The sequence below is a fragment of the Micromonospora sp. AMSO31t genome, assembly GCF_008868175.1.
Classification (GTDB): Bacteria; Actinomycetota; Actinomycetes; order Mycobacteriales; family Micromonosporaceae; genus Micromonospora.
In genome coordinates this window covers 1-16,660 of the sequence record NZ_WBKT01000046.1, presented here as the reverse complement: position 1 = coordinate 16,660, position 16,660 = coordinate 1, and the positions used below count along the sequence as shown (strand labels likewise).

Annotated in this window: 15 protein-coding genes and 1 riboswitch; of the genes, 7 read left to right on the top strand and 8 right to left on the bottom strand. The window is 71.7% G+C overall.

From position 1 onward, the window contains the following. The first annotated feature begins 73 nt into the window (after positions 1-73). The gene (gene dcd, locus F8274_RS13240; protein WP_151462601.1) at positions 74-652 is read left to right on the top strand and encodes a dCTP deaminase; all 579 of its coding nucleotides are present in this window, start codon (positions 74-76) and stop codon (positions 650-652) included. A 71-nt stretch (positions 653-723) separates the two neighbouring features. On the opposite strand, the gene F8274_RS13235 is transcribed toward dcd, so the two are convergent. Further along, the gene (locus F8274_RS13235; protein ID WP_225853769.1) at positions 724-1,704 is read right to left on the bottom strand and encodes an NlpC/P60 family protein; all 981 of its coding nucleotides are present in this window, start codon (positions 1,702-1,704) and stop codon (positions 724-726) included. Between the two features lie 70 nt (positions 1,705-1,774). Beyond that, a riboswitch (cyclic di-AMP (ydaO/yuaA leader) is annotated at positions 1,775-1,910 on the bottom strand. A 241-nt stretch (positions 1,911-2,151) separates the two neighbouring features. On the opposite strand from F8274_RS13235, the gene F8274_RS13230 reads away from it, so the two are divergent. Next, positions 2,152-4,149: an N-acetylmuramoyl-L-alanine amidase gene (locus F8274_RS13230; RefSeq protein WP_225853768.1), complete on the top strand. Its 1,998-nt coding sequence runs from the start codon at positions 2,152-2,154 to the stop codon at positions 4,147-4,149. A gap of 75 nt (positions 4,150-4,224) precedes the next feature. Here the strand turns inward: F8274_RS13230 and F8274_RS13225 are convergent, their stop codons facing one another. The 3 genes from F8274_RS13225 to F8274_RS13215 form a co-directional block, all read right to left on the bottom strand. Next, positions 4,225-5,226 carry an NlpC/P60 family protein gene (locus tag F8274_RS13225; protein WP_192579816.1) on the bottom strand — a complete coding sequence of 334 codons (1,002 nt, stop codon included), beginning with the start codon at positions 5,224-5,226 and terminating at the stop codon, positions 4,225-4,227. Between the two features lie 179 nt (positions 5,227-5,405). Then, on the bottom strand, positions 5,406-6,410 hold the full coding sequence (locus tag F8274_RS13220) for a hemolysin family protein (RefSeq protein ID WP_151462597.1): 1,005 nt from the start codon (positions 6,408-6,410) through the stop codon (positions 5,406-5,408). After that, positions 6,403-7,710, bottom strand: coding sequence for a hemolysin family protein (locus F8274_RS13215; RefSeq protein WP_151462596.1), 1,308 nt, complete (start codon positions 7,708-7,710; stop codon positions 6,403-6,405). Before F8274_RS13215 ends, F8274_RS13220 begins: the two co-directional genes overlap by 8 nt. Positions 7,711-7,817: 107 nt before the next feature. Between F8274_RS13215 and F8274_RS13210 the strand changes: the two genes are divergently transcribed. Then, complete coding sequence (locus F8274_RS13210; RefSeq protein ID WP_151462595.1) at positions 7,818-8,495, top strand: GPP34 family phosphoprotein; 678 nt, start codon at positions 7,818-7,820, stop codon at positions 8,493-8,495. Positions 8,496-8,563: 68 nt separating this feature from the next. On the opposite strand, the gene F8274_RS13205 is transcribed toward F8274_RS13210, so the two are convergent. Further along, complete coding sequence (locus F8274_RS13205; protein WP_151462594.1) at positions 8,564-10,762, bottom strand: (Fe-S)-binding protein; 2,199 nt, start codon at positions 10,760-10,762, stop codon at positions 8,564-8,566. A gap of 190 nt (positions 10,763-10,952) precedes the next feature. Then, the gene (locus F8274_RS13200; protein WP_151462593.1) at positions 10,953-11,216 is read right to left on the bottom strand and encodes a cell division protein CrgA; all 264 of its coding nucleotides are present in this window, start codon (positions 11,214-11,216) and stop codon (positions 10,953-10,955) included. A gap of 231 nt (positions 11,217-11,447) precedes the next feature. Between F8274_RS13200 and F8274_RS13195 the strand changes: the two genes are divergently transcribed. Genes F8274_RS13195 through F8274_RS13180 form a run of 4 tightly spaced genes read left to right on the top strand, consistent with a single transcriptional unit; the run spans position 11,448 to position 14,459 of the window. Beyond that, positions 11,448-12,254, top strand: a complete 807-nt coding sequence (locus F8274_RS13195; RefSeq protein ID WP_151462592.1) for a DUF881 domain-containing protein — start codon at positions 11,448-11,450, stop codon at positions 12,252-12,254. After that, complete coding sequence (locus tag F8274_RS13190) at positions 12,251-13,522, top strand: class E sortase (RefSeq protein ID WP_225853766.1); 1,272 nt, start codon at positions 12,251-12,253, stop codon at positions 13,520-13,522. Before F8274_RS13195 ends, F8274_RS13190 begins: the two co-directional genes overlap by 4 nt. Before the next feature lie 2 nt (positions 13,523-13,524). After that, on the top strand, positions 13,525-13,803 hold the full coding sequence (locus tag F8274_RS13185; protein ID WP_151462591.1) for a hypothetical protein: 279 nt from the start codon (positions 13,525-13,527) through the stop codon (positions 13,801-13,803). A 5-nt stretch (positions 13,804-13,808) separates the two neighbouring features. Continuing rightward, positions 13,809-14,459, top strand: coding sequence for an aminodeoxychorismate/anthranilate synthase component II (locus F8274_RS13180; protein WP_151462590.1), 651 nt, complete (start codon positions 13,809-13,811; stop codon positions 14,457-14,459). Between the two features lie 83 nt (positions 14,460-14,542). Here F8274_RS13180 and pknB read toward each other — a convergent pair whose 3' ends face one another. Next, entirely contained in the window at positions 14,543-16,363 is a 1,821-nt protein-coding gene (pknB, locus tag F8274_RS13175; RefSeq protein ID WP_151462589.1) for a Stk1 family PASTA domain-containing Ser/Thr kinase, read from the bottom strand. Continuing rightward, complete coding sequence (locus F8274_RS13170) at positions 16,360-16,575, bottom strand: hypothetical protein (RefSeq protein ID WP_225853765.1); 216 nt, start codon at positions 16,573-16,575, stop codon at positions 16,360-16,362. The genes pknB and F8274_RS13170 overlap by 4 nt, the downstream gene beginning before the upstream one ends. Positions 16,576-16,660: the final 85 nt, after the last annotated feature.

Sequence of the window (16,660 nt, the reverse complement as noted above, 5' to 3'; positions counted from 1 at the left end):
CATTCTATCGAACAGGTGTACGAAGATGTAGTGCGACACGCAGGTCACCCGTACCGGTCGCTATGGTGTTCCGATGCTGCTCTCCGACCGCGACCTGGTCTCCGAGATCAAGGCGGGCACGCTCGCGCTGGAGCCCTTCGAGCCCACGCTGGTGCAACCGTCCAGCATCGACGTACGTCTGGACCGGCTGTTCCGGGTCTTCAACAACCATCTCTACACGCACATCGACCCGGCCGTGCAGCAGGACGAGCTCACCTCGATGGTGGAGGTGCCCGAGGGTCAGCCGTTCGTGCTGCACCCGGGCGAGTTCGTGCTCGCCTCCACGCTGGAGGTGATCTCGCTGGGCGACCAGCTCGCCGGGCGCCTGGAGGGCAAGAGCTCCCTGGGCCGGCTCGGTCTGCTCACCCACTCGACCGCCGGCTTCATCGACCCGGGCTTCTCCGGTCACGTCACGCTGGAGCTGTCCAACGTGGCCAACCTGCCGATCACGCTCTGGCCGGGCATGAAGATCGGCCAGCTGTGCATCTTCCGGCTGTCCTCGCCGGCCGAGCACCCGTACGGCTCGGCGGTGTACGGCTCGCGCTACCAGGGCCAGCGCGGCCCGACCCCGAGCCGCTCCTGGCAGAACTGGCGCACCTGGCCGACCCGCTGAAGCACCGAGCGACTGCTAGGAGGGGTCCCTTCCTCTACCGGAGGCGTTAAGAAGGGGCCCCTCCTTGCACATCAGCCCGGGCGGCCGTAGCTGTTGATCTGGCCGTCGTCGACGCGCTTCATGGTGATCGGCTTGCCGGACTGGGAGGCGTGCACCACCCAGCCGTCACCGACGTACATGCCGACGTGGTGCAGGTCGCTGTAGTAGAAGACGAGGTCACCGGCGCGCAGTTCGCTCCGGCTCACCCGCCGGGTCACGTCGTGCTGCTGCCGGGCGTTGTGCGGCAGCGAGACGCCGGCCTTCGCCCAGGCCGCCATGGTGAGGCCCGAGCAGTCGAAGTGGTCCGGGCCGGCGGCGCCCCAGACGTAGATCTTGCCGATCTGGGCGCAGGCGAACTTGACCGCGGTGCCGGCCGGACCGCCGGGGTAGCCGGCGGGGCAGGGCGCGGGGCGCAGCGGGCCACCGCCGCCATTGCCGTAGACCTTGAGGCGCAGCTTCTGGAGCTTGACGATCTCGGCGTCGATCTGCTTCTTCTTGGCCGCGAGCTGGGCCTCCGTGCGCGACAGCTCGGTGATCATCTCGTCCAGCGGCTGCTTCTTGGCAGCCAACTGGTCGCGCAGCTCGGCGACGGTGCGCACCTGCTCCTGCTGGCGGTTCGCGAAGCGGTCGAGCAGGGCGAGGCCGTCGACCAGCTCGCTCGGGGAGCGGCTGCCCAGCAGGGCGTTGACGGTGGAGAGGTTGTTGTCGCCCTTGTAGGCGTCGGCGGCGAGCCCGCCCACCTGACCGAGGGCGGCGTCCACCCGGGCCTGGAGCGGGGCGATCTGCTTGGCCAGCGCGCCGGCCTGCTTCCGCTTGGCGGCGAGCTGCTCGCGGGTGGCGTTGACCTGTTCGATGATCGGTTCGAGCTTGTTCCAGTCCTGGTCGATCTGGCGCTCGATCTCGGCTACCGACGGTTCGGCGTGTGCCGCCGTGGCGCCGCCGGTCAGGACGACGGCGGTGCCCGCCAGGGCGGCGAGGGCGGTGGTGAAACGGGACCAGCGGGAACGCGGCACAGCCGTCGACCGGTCGACCGACCGGACCGACGGTGGCCGCGGGGCATGGTGTGCCACCGGGCTTCCGTACTCCTTCTTCCTGGCCGCCTACCGGGTTAGCTGACGGGTTCGGGCGGGAAGGGAGGCGCCCTACCGCAGTGGCTGCGGATTCACCCCAGATACCTGGGTCCCCGGCTCGCCCGGAGGCGACTCGGCGGTGTCGGACCGTCACCACCCGGGTTGGACGGTGAAGCTCGCGGCCGACGATTGACCAGAGTAGAGAGCACCGTTATCGTTCCGCAACCCGAGACGCCGTGACACTCCGTACCCGAAAGATTCTTTCAGCGGAGATTACCTCTCGGAAAGGTATTGACCCGGACCGTGCGCGGGGCGAGGGTGGGGACGCAGTGACCCCCATCCCTGTCTGGAGGTTCGATGCACCTCTCACCCCCGCCGTCGGGCAGACGGATGCTGCTGGCAGCAGCCGTCGCGGCAGCCACCGCACTGGTGGCGACCGGCCCGGTGGCCGCCCAACCGCTCAGCGCCCAACCCACCACCGACCGTCAGGACCAGTATGCCGCCGCCGCGGCGGAGTACGGCGTGCCGCAGAGCGTCCTGCTCGGCGTCTCGTACCTGGAGTCGCGCTGGGACACCCACCCGGGCCAGCCGAGCACCAGCGGCGGCTACGGCCCGATGCACCTCACCGACGCCCAGCACGTCCTCGCGACCCCGGCCAGCGGCCACGTCGACGAGGACGAGGACCCGCGGGGCGACGACTCGCGCCCGCTCACCCTCGGCCCGGCCACCGCGGCCGCACCGCCGGAGGACGTGCTGCCGCAGGCGTCCCTGCAGACGCTCGACGCCGCCGCGGCGCTCACCGGCCTGGCCGAGGAGACGCTGCGCACCGACGCGGCCGCGAACATCCGGGGCGGGGCGGCGCTGCTCGCCTCGTACCAGAAGCAGTTGGGTGCGCCGGTCGGCGCCGGCAGCGACCCGGCGGCCTGGTACGGCGCGGTGGCCCGGTACTCCGGCGCGGACACCGAGGACGCGGCGGCGGCCTTCGCCGACGAGGTCTACGACCAGCTCGGCCTCGGCGCCGCCCGGACCACCGACGACGGCCAGCGGGTGACCCTGGCCGCCACCGCGGTGAAGCCGGACCAGTCGGGGCTGCACCGGCTCGGGCTGCGCCGCGCCGAGCGGCCGGACGGCCTGGAGTGCCCCGTCCGGCTGGCCTGTGAGTGGATCCCCGCCCCCTACGAGCAGCTCAGCGCGGACCCGGGCGACTACGGCAACCACGATCTCGGCAACCGGCCGGCCCAGCAGAAGATCGAATACATCGTCATCCACGACACCGAGGGCTACTTCGGCCCGAGCGTCGACCTGGTGAAGCGGGCCGACTACCTGGGCTGGCACTACACGCTGCGCTCGGTGGACGGCTACGTCGCCCAGCACATCAAGGCCAAGGACGTCGGCTGGCACGCCGGCAACTGGTACGTCAACGCCAAGTCCATCGGCCTGGAGCACGAGGGCTTCGCCGGGCACGGCACCTGGTACACCGAGGCGATGTACCGGGCCTCGGCCAAGCTGGTCCGGCACCTGGCGCTGAAGTTCGGGATCCCGCTGGACCGGCAGCACATCATCGGCCACGACAACGTCCCCGGCACCACCGCCTCGACCGTGCGCGGGATGCACTGGGACCCGGGTCCGTACTGGGACTGGTCGCACTACTTCGACCTCATGAAGGCGCCGTTCCGGTCCCTCGGGAACGCCCACACCGGCCTGGTCACCATCGACCCGGACTTCGCCACCAACCAGCCCGCCTTCGTCGGCTGCAACCAGCAGCCGCCGGGCGTCCCCAACCCCGCCCCGCCGGCCGCGCCGTGTCCGCTGCGCGGCTCGTCGGCGGTGGTCCTGCACACCGCGCCGAGCGCGACCGCCCCGCTGGTCAACGACCTCGGACTGCGGCCGGACGGCACGCCGGACACCATGTACATCTCCGACCACGGCGCCCGCGCCTCGGCCGGCCAGACGTACGCCGTGGCCGGGGTGCAGGGTGACTGGACGGCGATCTGGTACCTCGGGCAGAAGGCCTGGTTCCTCAACCCGGCCTCGGCGCCCACGGCCAAATGGTCGACGGGCTTCGTGGTGACGCCCAAGCCGGGCAAGGCCACCATCCCGGTGTACGGGCGGGCCTACCCGGAGCAGGAGGCCTACCCGGCCACCATCCCGTTCCAGGGCGTCTCCCCGCTCCAGTACACGTTCGCGGCCGGCCAGCGGTACGCGCTCGGCGGCGTCCTGCCGAGCGAGTACTACCGGGCGGTGTCGTTCGACGGTTCGGCCCCGGGTGACCGCACGGTGGTCCGCGGCGACACCAGGTACGTGCAGATCCAGTTCGGCCACCGGATCATGTTCGCGAACCTCGACGACGTGCTGATCCTGCCGTCCCCGATCGGCGCGCCCAGGTAGCAGCGGCGACGCTCGACGGCGAAGGCCCCCGGTCCAGGTGGACCGGGGGCCTTCTCGTCACTTCCGGGAGGCGGGTCAGGTGACCCGGACGAAACCGGCGAGCGGCTGTGTGCTGATGCTCGACACCTGGACCGGCTTGCCGGTCCGTGGCGCGTGCACCATCACGCCGTCGCCGAGATAGAGCCCGACGTGGTGCAGGTCGCTGCCGAAGAAGACGAGATCACCCGGTCTGGCGTCGGAGCGGGAAACCTTGCGGCCCTCGTTCCACTGCGCGCCCGTGAAGTGGGTGAGCGAGATGCCCGCCGACTTGTAGGCGTACTGGGTGAGGCCGGAGCAGTCGAACGAGTTCGGGCCGGTGGCGCCCCACACGTACGGGTCGCCGACCTGCGCGCACGCCGTCTTGATCGCGGTGCGCGCGGCGCTGCTGACCACGCCGTCGATCTTCGGGCAGCCCGCGGGTCGGATCGAGGTCACCGGCAGCATCTTGGTGAGCCGCTTGATCTCGGAGTCGATCTGCTTCTTCGTCCCCGCGAGCTGGGCTTCCTGCTTCTGCTCGGTCTCGATCAGCGCGTCCAGCTTCTGCTTCTGCCGGTTGTACTTGTCCCGGACGGCGAGCACGCCGGCGATCTGCTTGCGCTGGTCGTCGGCGAGCCGGTCGAGGATGACCAGCTGCTCGGCGAGGGTGCCCGGGCTGCTGTTGACCAGCAGGGCGCCCATCTCCTGGGACGGGCCCTGGATGTAGTAGCGGGCGGCGATGTCGCCGACCTTGTTCATGGCGAGCGCCGACTCCAGCTCCAGCGGCACCATCTTCTTCTGCAGGTCCGCGGACTTCTTCTTGTTGACCTTGAGCTGGGAGCGAACCTTGTTGTACTGCTCGATCGTGGGTTCGAGCTTCTCCCACTGCTTGTCGATCTGGGCGTCGATCTCGTCCACCGACGGCGCCGCGTGCGCCGGGGCCGCCAGCATGCCGGCGCCGACCGCGACGGCCGCGACCACGGTGAGGAGACGGCGTACCACCCGGCTGAACCCGGCGGGGCGGCCGGGCGGCTGGCTCGGGGCGTGACGTTGAGGGGGCATGGTTGCCACCGGCACGGACTCCTTTGCAACCGACCGCCGGGCGCCTCGCGAGAGGGAAGATCGAGGCAGACGACCCACAGCGGTCGGTGCCCCACATTAGGGAAGGCACCGGGGTGGAATCAAGGCGACCTTCAGTTCAATCACGTCTGCGCAACCGCTTGCACACCAAGGGTATTCATTCACTTGCCAACGATCGCCGTCAATACGTCGTCAAGGGTCACCACACCGAGCGGTCGACGTCCGTCGCTCACCAGCACCATGTGCCGGCGCTCGCGGCGCATCGAGAGCAACAGGTCGGCCAGCGTACGGTCCGGCGGCACCACGGCCAGCGGCCGGTAGATGTCGGCCGGCACGGGCGCCCGGCGGGTGGCGCGGGCGTAGCCCAGCACGTCCTTGACGTGGACGAAACCGAGCACCCGGCGGGTGGACCGCTGCACCACCGGGAAGCGGGACCGGCCGGTGCGGGTGGCCAGCACCTCCAGCGACGCCGGTGAGACGTCCTCGGCCACCGTGGTCACCGTCGACCAGGGTTGCAGGGCGTCGGCGGCCGTCCGGCTGTGCAGGGCCAGCGCGCCGGTGATCCGGGCATGCTCCTCGGCGTCCAGCAACCCCTCGGTACGCGCCTGCGAGACCAGGCCGGCCAGCTCCTCCGCGGTGAACACCGTCTTCACGGCGTCGGTCGCCTCCACCCGCCACAGCCACAGCACCTGCCGGGCCGACCACTTCATGGCCAGCAGCAGCGGCTTGGTGGCCAGGCAGAAGGCGAGCATGGCCGGGCCCAGCCAGAGGGCGGACGGCTCCGGGCCGGCCAGGGTGATGTTCTTCGGCACCATCTCGCCGACCACGGTGTGCAGGAAGACCACCACGCCAAGAGCGATCACGAAGGCCACCGGGTGCACCGCCGAGGCGGGCAGGCCGAGCGCCTCGAACGGCGCCTCCAGCAGGTGGGCCAGGGCCGGCTCGGCGATCGCGCCGAGGCCGAGCGAGCAGACCGTGATGCCGAGCTGCGCCCCGGCGATCATCAGCGGGATCTGGTTCATCGCCGACAGCGCCCACCGCGCCCGCTTCGAGGTCGCCGCCAGCGGTTCGAGCACCGTACGGCGGGAGGCGATGAGGGCGAACTCGCTGCCCACGAAGAAGGCGTTGCCGAGCAGCAGCACCAGGGCCACCAGCAGCTCACTCACCGTCGTCGGGCTCCTCGGGGCGCACCACCCGGACCTGCTCGATCCGGTGCCGGTCGACCTCCACCACGGTAAACTCGTACCCGGCCTCGTCGACCGTCTCGCCCGGCACCGGGATGTGCCCGAGCCGGGCCATCAGGAAGCCGGCCAGCGTCTCGTACGGCCCCTCGGGCAGCCGGAAACCGGTCTGCTCGACCAGCTCGTCCTCCCGCAGGACGCCGTCCACCAGAACGGTGCGCTCGCCGCCCGGCACGGTCAGCTCGACCTGCCCGGAATCGTCCACCGCAGCCGGGTCGAACTCGTCGGCGATCTCCCCGACCAGCTCCTCCACCAGGTCCTCCACGGTCACCACGCCGTCCGTGCCGCCGTACTCGTCGACCACGATGGCCAGGTCGGCGCCGGCGTCCTTGAGCGCCGCCAGCACCCCGTCGAGGTCGAGGCTCTCCGGGACGTACACCGGTTCGCGGGCCACCGCGGCGACCGTGGTGGCGGCCCGGCTGGCCAGCGGCACGCCGAGCGCGTCCGGCACCCCGGCCACGCCGGTGACCAGGTCCAGCGTCTCCTCGTAGACCGGGAACCGGGTCCGGCCGGTCTGCCGGGACAGGTCCAGCAGCTCGGCGACCGTCGCGGTGGCCCGCAGCGCGATCACGTCGACCCGCGGGGTCATCGCCTCGGCGGCCCGCTTGTCACCGAACCGAATGGTGCGGCGCAGCAGCATGGCGGTGTCCGGCGGCAGCGCACCGGCCCGGGCCGAGATGGCGGCGAGCAGCCCCAGTTCCTCCGGGGACCGGGCGCTGGCCAGCTCCTCCTGCGGCTCCACGCCGAGCCGCCGGACCAGCCGGTTGGCCGAGTCGTTGAGCAGCCGGATCAGCCAGCCGAAGGTGCGGGAGAAGGTCCGCATCGGCCCGGCGGTGCCGAGCGCCGTGGGCATCGGCCGGGCCAGCGCGAGGTTCTTGGGCACCAGCTCGCCGAAGAGCATCGAGATGAGGGTGGCCAGCGCCAGGGCGAGCAGCCCGGTGAACCGTTCCGCCCCGTCGACCGCGCGCAGCAGCGGGGCGAAGAGGCGGGCCAGCGCCGGCTCGGCCAGATAGCCGGTGAGGAGCGCGGTGATCGTGATGCCGAGCTGGGCGCCGGAGAGCTGGAAGGACAGCTCGCGCAACGCCCGGCGTACCGTGCCGGCCCGGCCGTCGCCCTCGCCGGCCCGCCGGTCGATCTCCGCCCGGTCGACGGTGACCAGGGCGAACTCGGCCGCGACGAAGAACGCGTTGCCGGCGGTCAGCAGCACGAAGCCGACCAGGGGCAACAGCGCGGTAACCAGCAGGCCGTCGATGAGCGCGATTGTTCCACGGGCCGGCAGCGGGCACGAGCCGGCGACCGGCGGGCTGGCGACCCGGACGTAGCGTGGATCGCATGAACCGCCTGCTGCTCACCGACGAACTGGTCCTGCTCGCCTACGACGACGCTGGCACCAACCGGCTCGGCCGGCCGCACCTGGACTACGGGCTCGCCGGGGCCGTCCTGCTGGAGCTGGCCCTGGCCGGCCGGGTCGAGGTGACCGGCGGCCGGCTGCGGGTGACCGACCCCGCCCCGACCGGCGTGCCGCTGCTCGACCAGGCGCTCGCCACCGTCGGCGGGGACCGGCCGCGCAAGCCGAAGGACTGGATCGGCAGGCTGGCCAAGGGCCTGCCGGACCGGGTGCTCGACGGGCTGGTCGACGCCGGGGTGCTGCGCCGCGAATCGGAGCGGGTGCTGTGGGTGTTCCCGCGTACCCGCTATCCCTCGCCCACCGGCGCGGAGCCGGCCGTGGAGACGGCCGCCCGGGAGCGGATGCGCGCCGCGCTGGCCGCCGACGGTCCGGTGGACGCGCGGACGGCCGCGCTGCTCACCCTGACCCGGGCGGTCGGGCTGGACCGGAAGCTCTTCCGCGAGCTGCCCAGGGATCGGGTCAAGGCCCGCCTGGCCGAGATCGCGGCGGGCGACTGGGCCTCCGCGGCCACGAAGAAGGCCATCGAGGAGACGCAGGCCGCGGTGCTGGTGGCGACGACCGCCGCCACCACGGCCGCCATCGCGGCCACGACGGTCTCCTGACCGAGGACGGCGGCGGCACCCGCGTGGGTGCCGCCGCCGTCGTGGTTCAGCGCTGTCAGGTGTACGCCTCAGCCGGCGACCGCCTCGGTCTCCTTCTCGGCCGCCGGGGCGTCCGGCTTCACCGAGCGGAGCAGCACGCTGGCCACGTCGACCACCTCGACCTGCTCGCCGGCGCCCTTGCCGTTGACACCGTCGTTGAGCATCGTCGAGCAGAACGGGCAGCCGACCGCGATGGTCTTCGCCCCGGTGGACATGGCCTCCTCGACCCGGTCCACGTTGATCCGCTTGCCGATCTTCTCCTCCATCCACATCCGGGCGCCGCCGGCGCCGCAGCAGAAGGAGCGCTCGCTGTTGCGCGGCATCTCGGTCAGCTCGCCCTGGATCGAGTCGCCGAGCACCTCACGCGGGGCGGCGAAGACCCGGTTGTGCCGGCCCAGGTAGCAGGGGTCGTGGTAGGTGACGCCACCGTCGACCGGCTGCACCGGGGTGAGCTTGCCGGCGGCCACCAGGTGGGCCAGCAACTGGGTGTGGTGCACGACCTCGAACTCGCCGCCGAGCTGGCCGTACTCGTTGCCGAGGGTGTTGAAGCAGTGCGGGCAGGTGGCGACGATCTTCCGCTTGCTCTTCTCCCGGCCCTCGAACGCCTCGTTCAACGTCTCGACGTTCTGCTGGGCGAGCATCTGGAAGACGAACTCGTTGCCGATCCGCCGGGCCGGGTCGCCGGAGCAGGTCTCGCCCTCGCCGAGGATGGCGAAGGAGACGCCGGCCTCGTTGAGCAGCGTGGCCACGGCGCGGGTCGTCTTCTTGGCCCGGTCCTCGAACGCGCCGGCGCAGCCGACCCAGAACAGGTACTCGAAGTCGTCGACCTCGCCGACCCGCGGCACCTCGAAACCAAGGCCCTTGGTCCAGTCCTCGCGGGTGTTCTGCGGGGCGCCCCACGGGTTGCCCTTGTTCTCCAGGTTGCGGAGCATGACGCCGGCCTCGGACGGGAAGCTCGACTCGATCAGCACCTGGTAGCGGCGCATGTCGACGATGTGGTCGACGTGCTCGATGTCCACCGGGCACTGCTCGACGCAGGCGCCGCAGGTGGTGCACGACCAGAGCACGTCCGGGTCGATGACGCCGCCCTCCTCGGCGGTGCCGATCAGCGGCCGGTCGGCCTCGGCGAGGGCCAGCACGTCCATGTGGGCGAGCTGCGCGGCGGTGGCCTTCTCCTCGCCGGTCAGGTCCTTGCCCCCGCCGGCCAGCAGGTACGGCGCCTTGGCGTACGCGTGGTCGCGCAGGCTCAGCACGAGCAGCTTCGGCGACAGCGGCTTGCCGGTGTTCCAGGCCGGGCACTGCGACTGGCACCTGCCGCACTCGGTGCAGGTGCTGAAGTCCAGCAGGCCCTTCCAGGTGAACTGCTCGACCTGGGCGACGCCGAACTGGTCCTTCTCCGGGTCGGCCTCCTCGAAGTCGAGCGGCTTGCCCTCGCTCGTCATGGGCCGCAGCGGGCCCAGGCCGGAGCCGGCCGGCTTCGCGGGCTCGCGCTTGAAGAAGATGTTCGGGAACGCCAGGAACCGGTGCCAGGCGACACCCATGGTGACGTTCAGGGAGATCACGATGAGCCAGGTCATCGAAATGGCGATCTTGATGAGGGCGGCCACGCTGACGCCGGCCGTCCAGGCCGGGAGGGCGGCGCCGACCGCGTGGCTCAGCGGGGTGGCCCAGACCGGGTACTCGAAGTGGTCGGTGGCGACCTTGAAGCCGCGGATCACGAAGCCGAAGATCAGGACCAGCAGCACGACCCACTCGACGAAGTAGCCCTGCCACATGGTCGAGCCGGTGAACCGGGAGCGGCCGCCCGGCCGGGTGGGCCGGTTGCGCAGCCGGATGCCCATGAGCACGAGGATGCCGGCCAGGCCCAGGATCCCGATCCACTCGGTGGCCAGGCCGAAGACCGTCCAGTGCCCGATGATCGGCAGCCCACCGCCCGGGGTGACCACCTCGAAGTACGCCTCGAGCACCAGCAGCGACAGCACGATGAAGCCGACCATCACGAACCAGTGCGCCGCGCCCACCACGCCCCACTTGAGCATGCGGGTGTGGCCGGCGGTCTCCACCAGCATCTTCTTCGTGCGGGCGCCCTTGTCGGTGAACCGCTCCGGCGCGGGCTGCCCGAGCCGGATGACGGCCGTCATCTTCATGACCGCGCGCACCGCAAGCCCCACCGCCACGGCGGTGATGGCGGCCGCGAGGATCGTGGTGACGATCTGGACGCTGCCCATCGAGTTGGCCTCCCGGTCTGCTGCTTGTCAGTGCAGCCTACGCGCAAGGTTACCCAGCAGTAACGTGAGTCATCTCGCATCGGCCACGCCGCCCTGCCGACACCTTAGGGGCAGCGGGCGCCGGGCGCCGTTCAGGGGCGTCCCGGCGTGACCTACGCCCGGTGCGGCAGCGGCGGTGGAGCCGGCGGGATCAGCGCCAGCGGGAGAGCAGGATCAGCGAGGAGACCATCGCGCCGAAGCCCACGGCGAGGTTCCAGTAGCCCCACGTCGCGACCGGGTACGCCTGCTCGGAGAGGTAGTAGATCACCAGCCAGCCGATGCCCACCACGATCAGCGCGACCGCGGTGATCGGCAGCCAGACCGGGCTAGGCTTGCGCGTCGCCGCCGTCGCCGTCGGACGCACGTCCGTCGGCGGGGTGTACACCTTCTTCTTGCGGACCTGAGACTTGGGCACGACGCTCTCCAGAGGGGGGTACGACCTCGTCCGGCCTGACAACCGGGCGCGGGGGCGACGGTCCATGGCCAATAATGTTCGACAGCTAGCGTAGTCCCGCCGGACCCTCCAGGCCACGAATGGGGTCAGGCCGGTGCACGGAGTGACCGAAAAGGGCGGGACTTTTCGGGTCGAGCAGACCGGTCCGCGCCGTCGCGGGCCGGAACGAGACGACGGGAAAGGGAACGCCCGGTGGAGTACACGTCCGGCGCCGCCTCCTGGCAGAAGGTCCTCCGGCGCGCGGTGGTCGGCCTGCTGCCGCGCCGGCCGCGTCAGCGCCGCCCGGGCTGGTCGATCGGCGTACCCCTGATCGCCGCCGCGGCCGGCCTCCTCTTCACCACGACCGCGACCACCGCCGGCGGCACACCGCTGCGGGAGGACCGGCGTCCCCAGCTCACCCAGTTGATCGAGGACCGGCGCGAGGAGGTCGCGGCCAGCGAGGCGAAGGCCGCCCGGCTGCGCGCCGAGGTCGAGGAGCAGACCGGCGCCCTGGCCGGCGCCGACGGCCCGATCAAGGCACAGCAGGACCGGGCCGCCGCCAGCCGGCAGGCCGCCGGGTTCACCGCGCTCACCGGCAACGGCATCACCATCGAGCTGAACGACGCGCCGCGGCGCGCCGACCAGGCCCTGCCCAAGGGTGCGAGCAACGATGACCTGGTGGTCCACCAGAGCGACGTCCAGGCCGTCGTGAACGCGCTCTGGGCGGGCGGCGCGGAGGCCATGTCAATCATGAACGTCCGCGTGCTGAGCACCAGCGCGGTACGCTGCGTCGGTAACACTCTGCTGCTGCACGGCCGGGTGTACTCCCCTCCTTTCAAGATCGTGGCCATCGGCGACCCCGCCGCCTTCCAGCGGGAACTCGCCGCGTCCGAGGGAGTCCGGTTGTTCAGGGAAGCCGTCGACCACTACCAGCTCGGCTACTCCGAGACCGTCTCCACGGTCACCGTGCCGGCATTCGAGGACTCGACCGCACTGCAGTCCGCCAAGGTGCCGCGGTGACCCGGGACGATCCCCGGGAGCGGGACGGGCGCCATCGCGACCAGAGCGAGGACGCGACCGCCTTCCTCCCGAAGGTCGACCGGCCGGCGCCTGCGCCGCCCCGCCCCCCGCTCGACCTGCCCTGGCCGGACCACGCGGCACCGCCCTCGGTCAGCGAGCAGGCGCCGGCGCGCCCGCGCCAGCCCGCGTCCCCGCCGCCGGCCTGGCCCGGCGAGGTCAGGCCCTCCAGCCCCGGTGACGCGCCGACCGCGTTCATCCCACCGCTCGGCGATCGGCGCGAGCGCCACCGGGCCGGAAACCCGGCCGAACGCCGCCGCGGCGAGGCGGCGCGTCCGGCGGCCACCGGCCCCGCGGACCCGGGAGCGACCGCGCTGATCCCGGCCGTCAGCCGCCCGCCGGTCAGCCCCGCGGCACTGGACCACACCGCGCTGATGGGCGCCGTGCCCCCGGTCCCCGACACCGGCGACGGCGATCCGGCCGGCACCCCGGCCGAGCCGCCGCAGCCCCGCCGCGGGGAGCGGGTCGTGCAGCTCCGGCCGGAGCAGACCGGCGAGGGGTACAAGAGCGTCTACTCCGAGCTGACCCGCCCCACCATCGGCTCCCGGCTGCGGACGATCGTGCGCGGCACCGGCGAGGTTCTGATCACCTTCGGCCTGGTGGTGCTGCTCTTCGCCGGCTACGAGATCTGGGGCAAGGCGGTGATCGTCGACGCCCACCAGAACGACCTGAGCAGCCAGCTCGCCCAGGAGTGGGGGGCGGCGGACCCGACGGTCGGGCCGACGACCGGGCCGAGCGCCAAACCGAAGCCGCCCGCCGAGGGCAAGCCGGTCGCCGGGCTCTACCTCCCGAAGTTCGACAAGCACTGGGTGGTGGTCGAGGGCGTCAGTCCGGACGACATCCGGTACGCCCCGGGCCACTACCCGAAGAGCGCCATGCCGGGCCAGGTGGGCAACTTCTCCGTCGCCGGGCACCGCATCCGGGCCACCTTCTGGCGCCTCGACGAGCTGCGCGCGGGCGACGCCGTCGTCGTCGAGACGCAGACCGAGTGGTTCATCTACAAGGTCTACCAGCAGCGGATCGTCAAGCCCTACCAGGTCGAGGTGGTCGCGCCGGTGCCGGGCAAGCCGACCGAGAAGCCGACCGAGAAGCTGCTCACCCTGACCACCTGCAACCCCAAGTTCGACAACTACCAGCGGCTGATCATCCACGCCCGGCTGGACCACGTCCAGGCCAAGACGGCGGGCCGCCCGGCCGAGCTGGAGGGCTGAGCGTGTACGGCTGGATCTGGCGGAAGCTGCCGCTCGGGCTCCCCGGGAAGCTGATCGGCTCGGTGCTGCTGGCCGCCGCGACCGTCGCCCTGCTCTGGTTCGTGGTCTTCCCGTGGGCCGAGCCCCTCCTCCCCTTCGACGACGTGCAGGTCACCCAGGACTCCGGCGTGCCGGGGAACGACGGCGGCGGGCTCACCGAGCCGAGTGAGCGGCCGTCCGAGGAGGAGATCCCGTACAGCACCGAGTCGAACAACGCCCCGCCCTCCATCCCGAGCAGGTGACCCCGATGCGCGTCCTCGTGATCGACAACTACGACTCGTTCGTCTTCAACCTGGTGCAGTACCTCGGCCAGCTCGGCGTGGACTGCGAGGTGCGGCGCAACGACGAGATCGACGTCGCCGAGGTGGGCCGGGCGGGCGCCGACGGCGTGCTGCTCTCGCCCGGGCCGGGCAGCCCGGACCGCGCCGGCATCTGCCTCGACGTGATCAGGGAGTACGCCGGCAAGCTCCCCCTGTTCGGGGTCTGCCTCGGTCACCAGGCCATCGGTGCGGCGTTCGGTGCGACCGTGACCCGGGCGTCGGAGCTGCTGCACGGCAAGACCTCCGAGGTGCGGCACCAGGGGGTGGGCGTGCTGGCCGGCCTGCCCGACCCGTTCACGGCCACCCGCTACCACTCGCTCGCCGTGCTGCCCGAAACGCTGCCCGACGAGCTGGAGGTCACCGGCCGGACCGCCTCCGGCGTGGTGATGGCCATGCGGCACCGCACCCTGCCGATCGAGGGCGTCCAGTTCCACCCCGAGTCGGTGCTGACCGAGGGTGGCCACCTCATGCTGGCCAACTGGCTGGCCGTCTGCGGCTATCCGGAGGCGCTGGAGCGGGCCCCGGAGCTGGCCGCCGAGGTCGACGCCCGCCGCCGGGCCGCGTTCGCCGCGGCCTGAGGAGTCCGTCACGCCCAGCTACGCGACGTGGTGGTGCCCAGATCGACCGGACACCACCACCTCGCCAAACTGGAGCCCTGTGGTCAGGGCTGGCTGAACCTCGTCGGCGGCGTCACCGTCGGGAACGGGAACCCACCGCCGCCGCCGCCGGGGGTGGTCGGCGTCGTGCCCGGCGAGGGAGTGCCCGGGCTGGCGCTGTCGGTCGGCTCAGGCGCGGCGACGTCGACAAAGATCGTCACCCGCTCACCACGAGCCAGCTTCGAATCGGCCCTGGGGTTCTGTCGGCTGACCCTGCCGGCCTTGTCCGGCGCGACGTCGTCGCCGTCCAGCGTCCGCACCTCGTAACCGGCGTTCTTCAGCAGCCTCACCGCCGCGTCCTCGGAGAGGCCCACGACGTCCGGCACCTCGTTGACGTTGCCCCGGGAGACCTGGACCTTCACCTCGGTCCCCGCGGGGACCGTGCTGCCCGGTTTGGGGTCGACCTTGACAACGGTCCCCTTGGGCAGGCTGCTGTCGACGTCGTCGGAATCGACCGTGAGGTCCAGGTTCTCCAGCTGCTGCTTCACGTTCGCGAACTGGGAGTTCACCAGCCCGTCCGGGATGGTGACCTGCTTCGGGCCGCCGCAGATCTGGACCGTGACCGCGGTGTTCTTCTCCACCCGCTGGTTGAAGGCCGGATCCTGGCCCACCACGGTGCCCTTGTCGCACGTGGTGTTCTGCACCGGGTCGCCGGGCGTGAACCGCAGCCCAGCCTGGGTGAGGGCGGCCTGCGCCTCTGCCTGGGTCCGGCCCTGCAGCTGCGGGACGTTCACCTTCTCGGCGCCGGTCTGGTTGAGCCAGAGCGCGGTGGCCAGGGCGATCACCGCGAGCACGCCGAGCGCCGCGAAGGTGGCGATCACCCAGGCCGAGCTCTTGCGCTTGCGCGCGTCGCCGACCCGGGCCGGGGCCTGCTGGCGGGTCTGCGGGCCCATCACCTGGGTCTGCTGGTAGCCACCGGCCGCGGCCGGCGCCATCGGCATGGTCTCCTCGGCCGGCATGACCGGGGTGGCCAGCACCGGCCGGCCTGCGGCGGCGCGGAGCAGGTCCGCCCGCATCTCGCCGGCGCTCTGGTAGCGGTTCAGCGGGTTCTTGGAGAGCGCCTTGAGGACGATGGCGTCCACGGCGGGGTTGACGTCCGGGTTGATGGTGCTCGGCGTGGGCGGCGTCTCCCGCACGTGCTGGTACGCGACGCTGACCGGGCTGTCCCCGACAAACGGCGGGTGCCCGCAGAGCAGCTCGAACAGCACGCAGCCGGCCGCGTAGACGTCGGAGCGGGCGTCGACCGCCTCGCCCCGCGCCTGCTCGGGGGAAAGATATTGCGCCGTGCCGATGACCGCGCTGGTCTGCGTCATCGTGGTGGCGCCGCTGGCCAGTGCCCGGGCGATGCCGAAGTCCATCACCTTGACCTGGCCGGTCTGGGTGAGCATCACGTTGCCGGGCTTGATGTCCCGGTGGATGATCCCGTGCCGGTGGCTGAACTCCAGCGCCGCGCACATGTCGGCGCAGATCTCCAGCGCCCGGCGCGGCTGGAGTCGGCCCTCGACGCCGAGCACCTCCTTGAGGGTCCGCCCGTTGACGAACTCCATCACGATGAACGGCAGCGTCTCGCCGGTCGGGGCGGTCTCCTCGCCGGTGTCGTACACGGCGACGATGGCCGGGTGGTTCAGCGAGGCGGCGTTCTGCGCCTCCCGGCGGAACCGCATCTGGAAGGTCGCGTCCCGGGCCAGGTCGGCCCGGAGCATCTTGATCGCGACATCCCGACCGAGCCGGAGATCGCGACCGCGGTGCACCTCCGCCATGCCGCCGTAGCCGAGCAGCTCGCCGACCTGGTACCTGCCACCGAGCAGGCGGGCCTGCGCTGTCATCGCGTCTCTCGTCCTTCGCTCGTCGTCGTCTCGCCGCCAGCCGGCCGGAGCCGTACCTCATGACGGTACGACGTGAAAACGGGATAGTCGCCCCCGTGGGCCCGCACCGCGCCGGAGGTCACGCTCACCGGAGCAAGCGCGCCAGGGTCGCCGGCCGCCGCGTACTTCCGGTAGTAGTACGAAATCACGCCGGAGCAGAGCACGATCAGCACGGCCACCACGATGGCGGCCACCCATCGCCCGGCGGTGGAACGGCGGGCGATGGGTGGCCGCCATCGTGGTGGCCGTGCTGATCGT

What these genes read in the sequence shown, in the direction of transcription:
- F8274_RS13225 (WP_192579816.1), bottom strand. Translation starts at nt 5,226, where the DNA reads ATGCCCCCTCAACGTCACGCCCCGAGCCAGCCGCCCGGCCGCCCCGCC.
- F8274_RS13180 (WP_151462590.1), top strand. Translation starts at nt 13,809, where the DNA reads ATGCGCGTCCTCGTGATCGACAACTACGACTCGTTCGTCTTCAACCTG.
- F8274_RS13205 (WP_151462594.1), bottom strand. Translation starts at nt 10,762, where the DNA reads ATGGGCAGCGTCCAGATCGTCACCACGATCCTCGCGGCCGCCATCACC.
- F8274_RS13210 (WP_151462595.1), top strand. Translation starts at nt 7,818, where the DNA reads ATGAACCGCCTGCTGCTCACCGACGAACTGGTCCTGCTCGCCTACGAC.
- F8274_RS13230 (WP_225853768.1), top strand. Translation starts at nt 2,152, where the DNA reads ATGCTGCTGGCAGCAGCCGTCGCGGCAGCCACCGCACTGGTGGCGACC.
- pknB (WP_151462589.1), bottom strand. Translation starts at nt 16,363, where the DNA reads ATGACAGCGCAGGCCCGCCTGCTCGGTGGCAGGTACCAGGTCGGCGAG.
- dcd (WP_151462601.1), top strand. Translation starts at nt 74, where the DNA reads ATGCTGCTCTCCGACCGCGACCTGGTCTCCGAGATCAAGGCGGGCACG.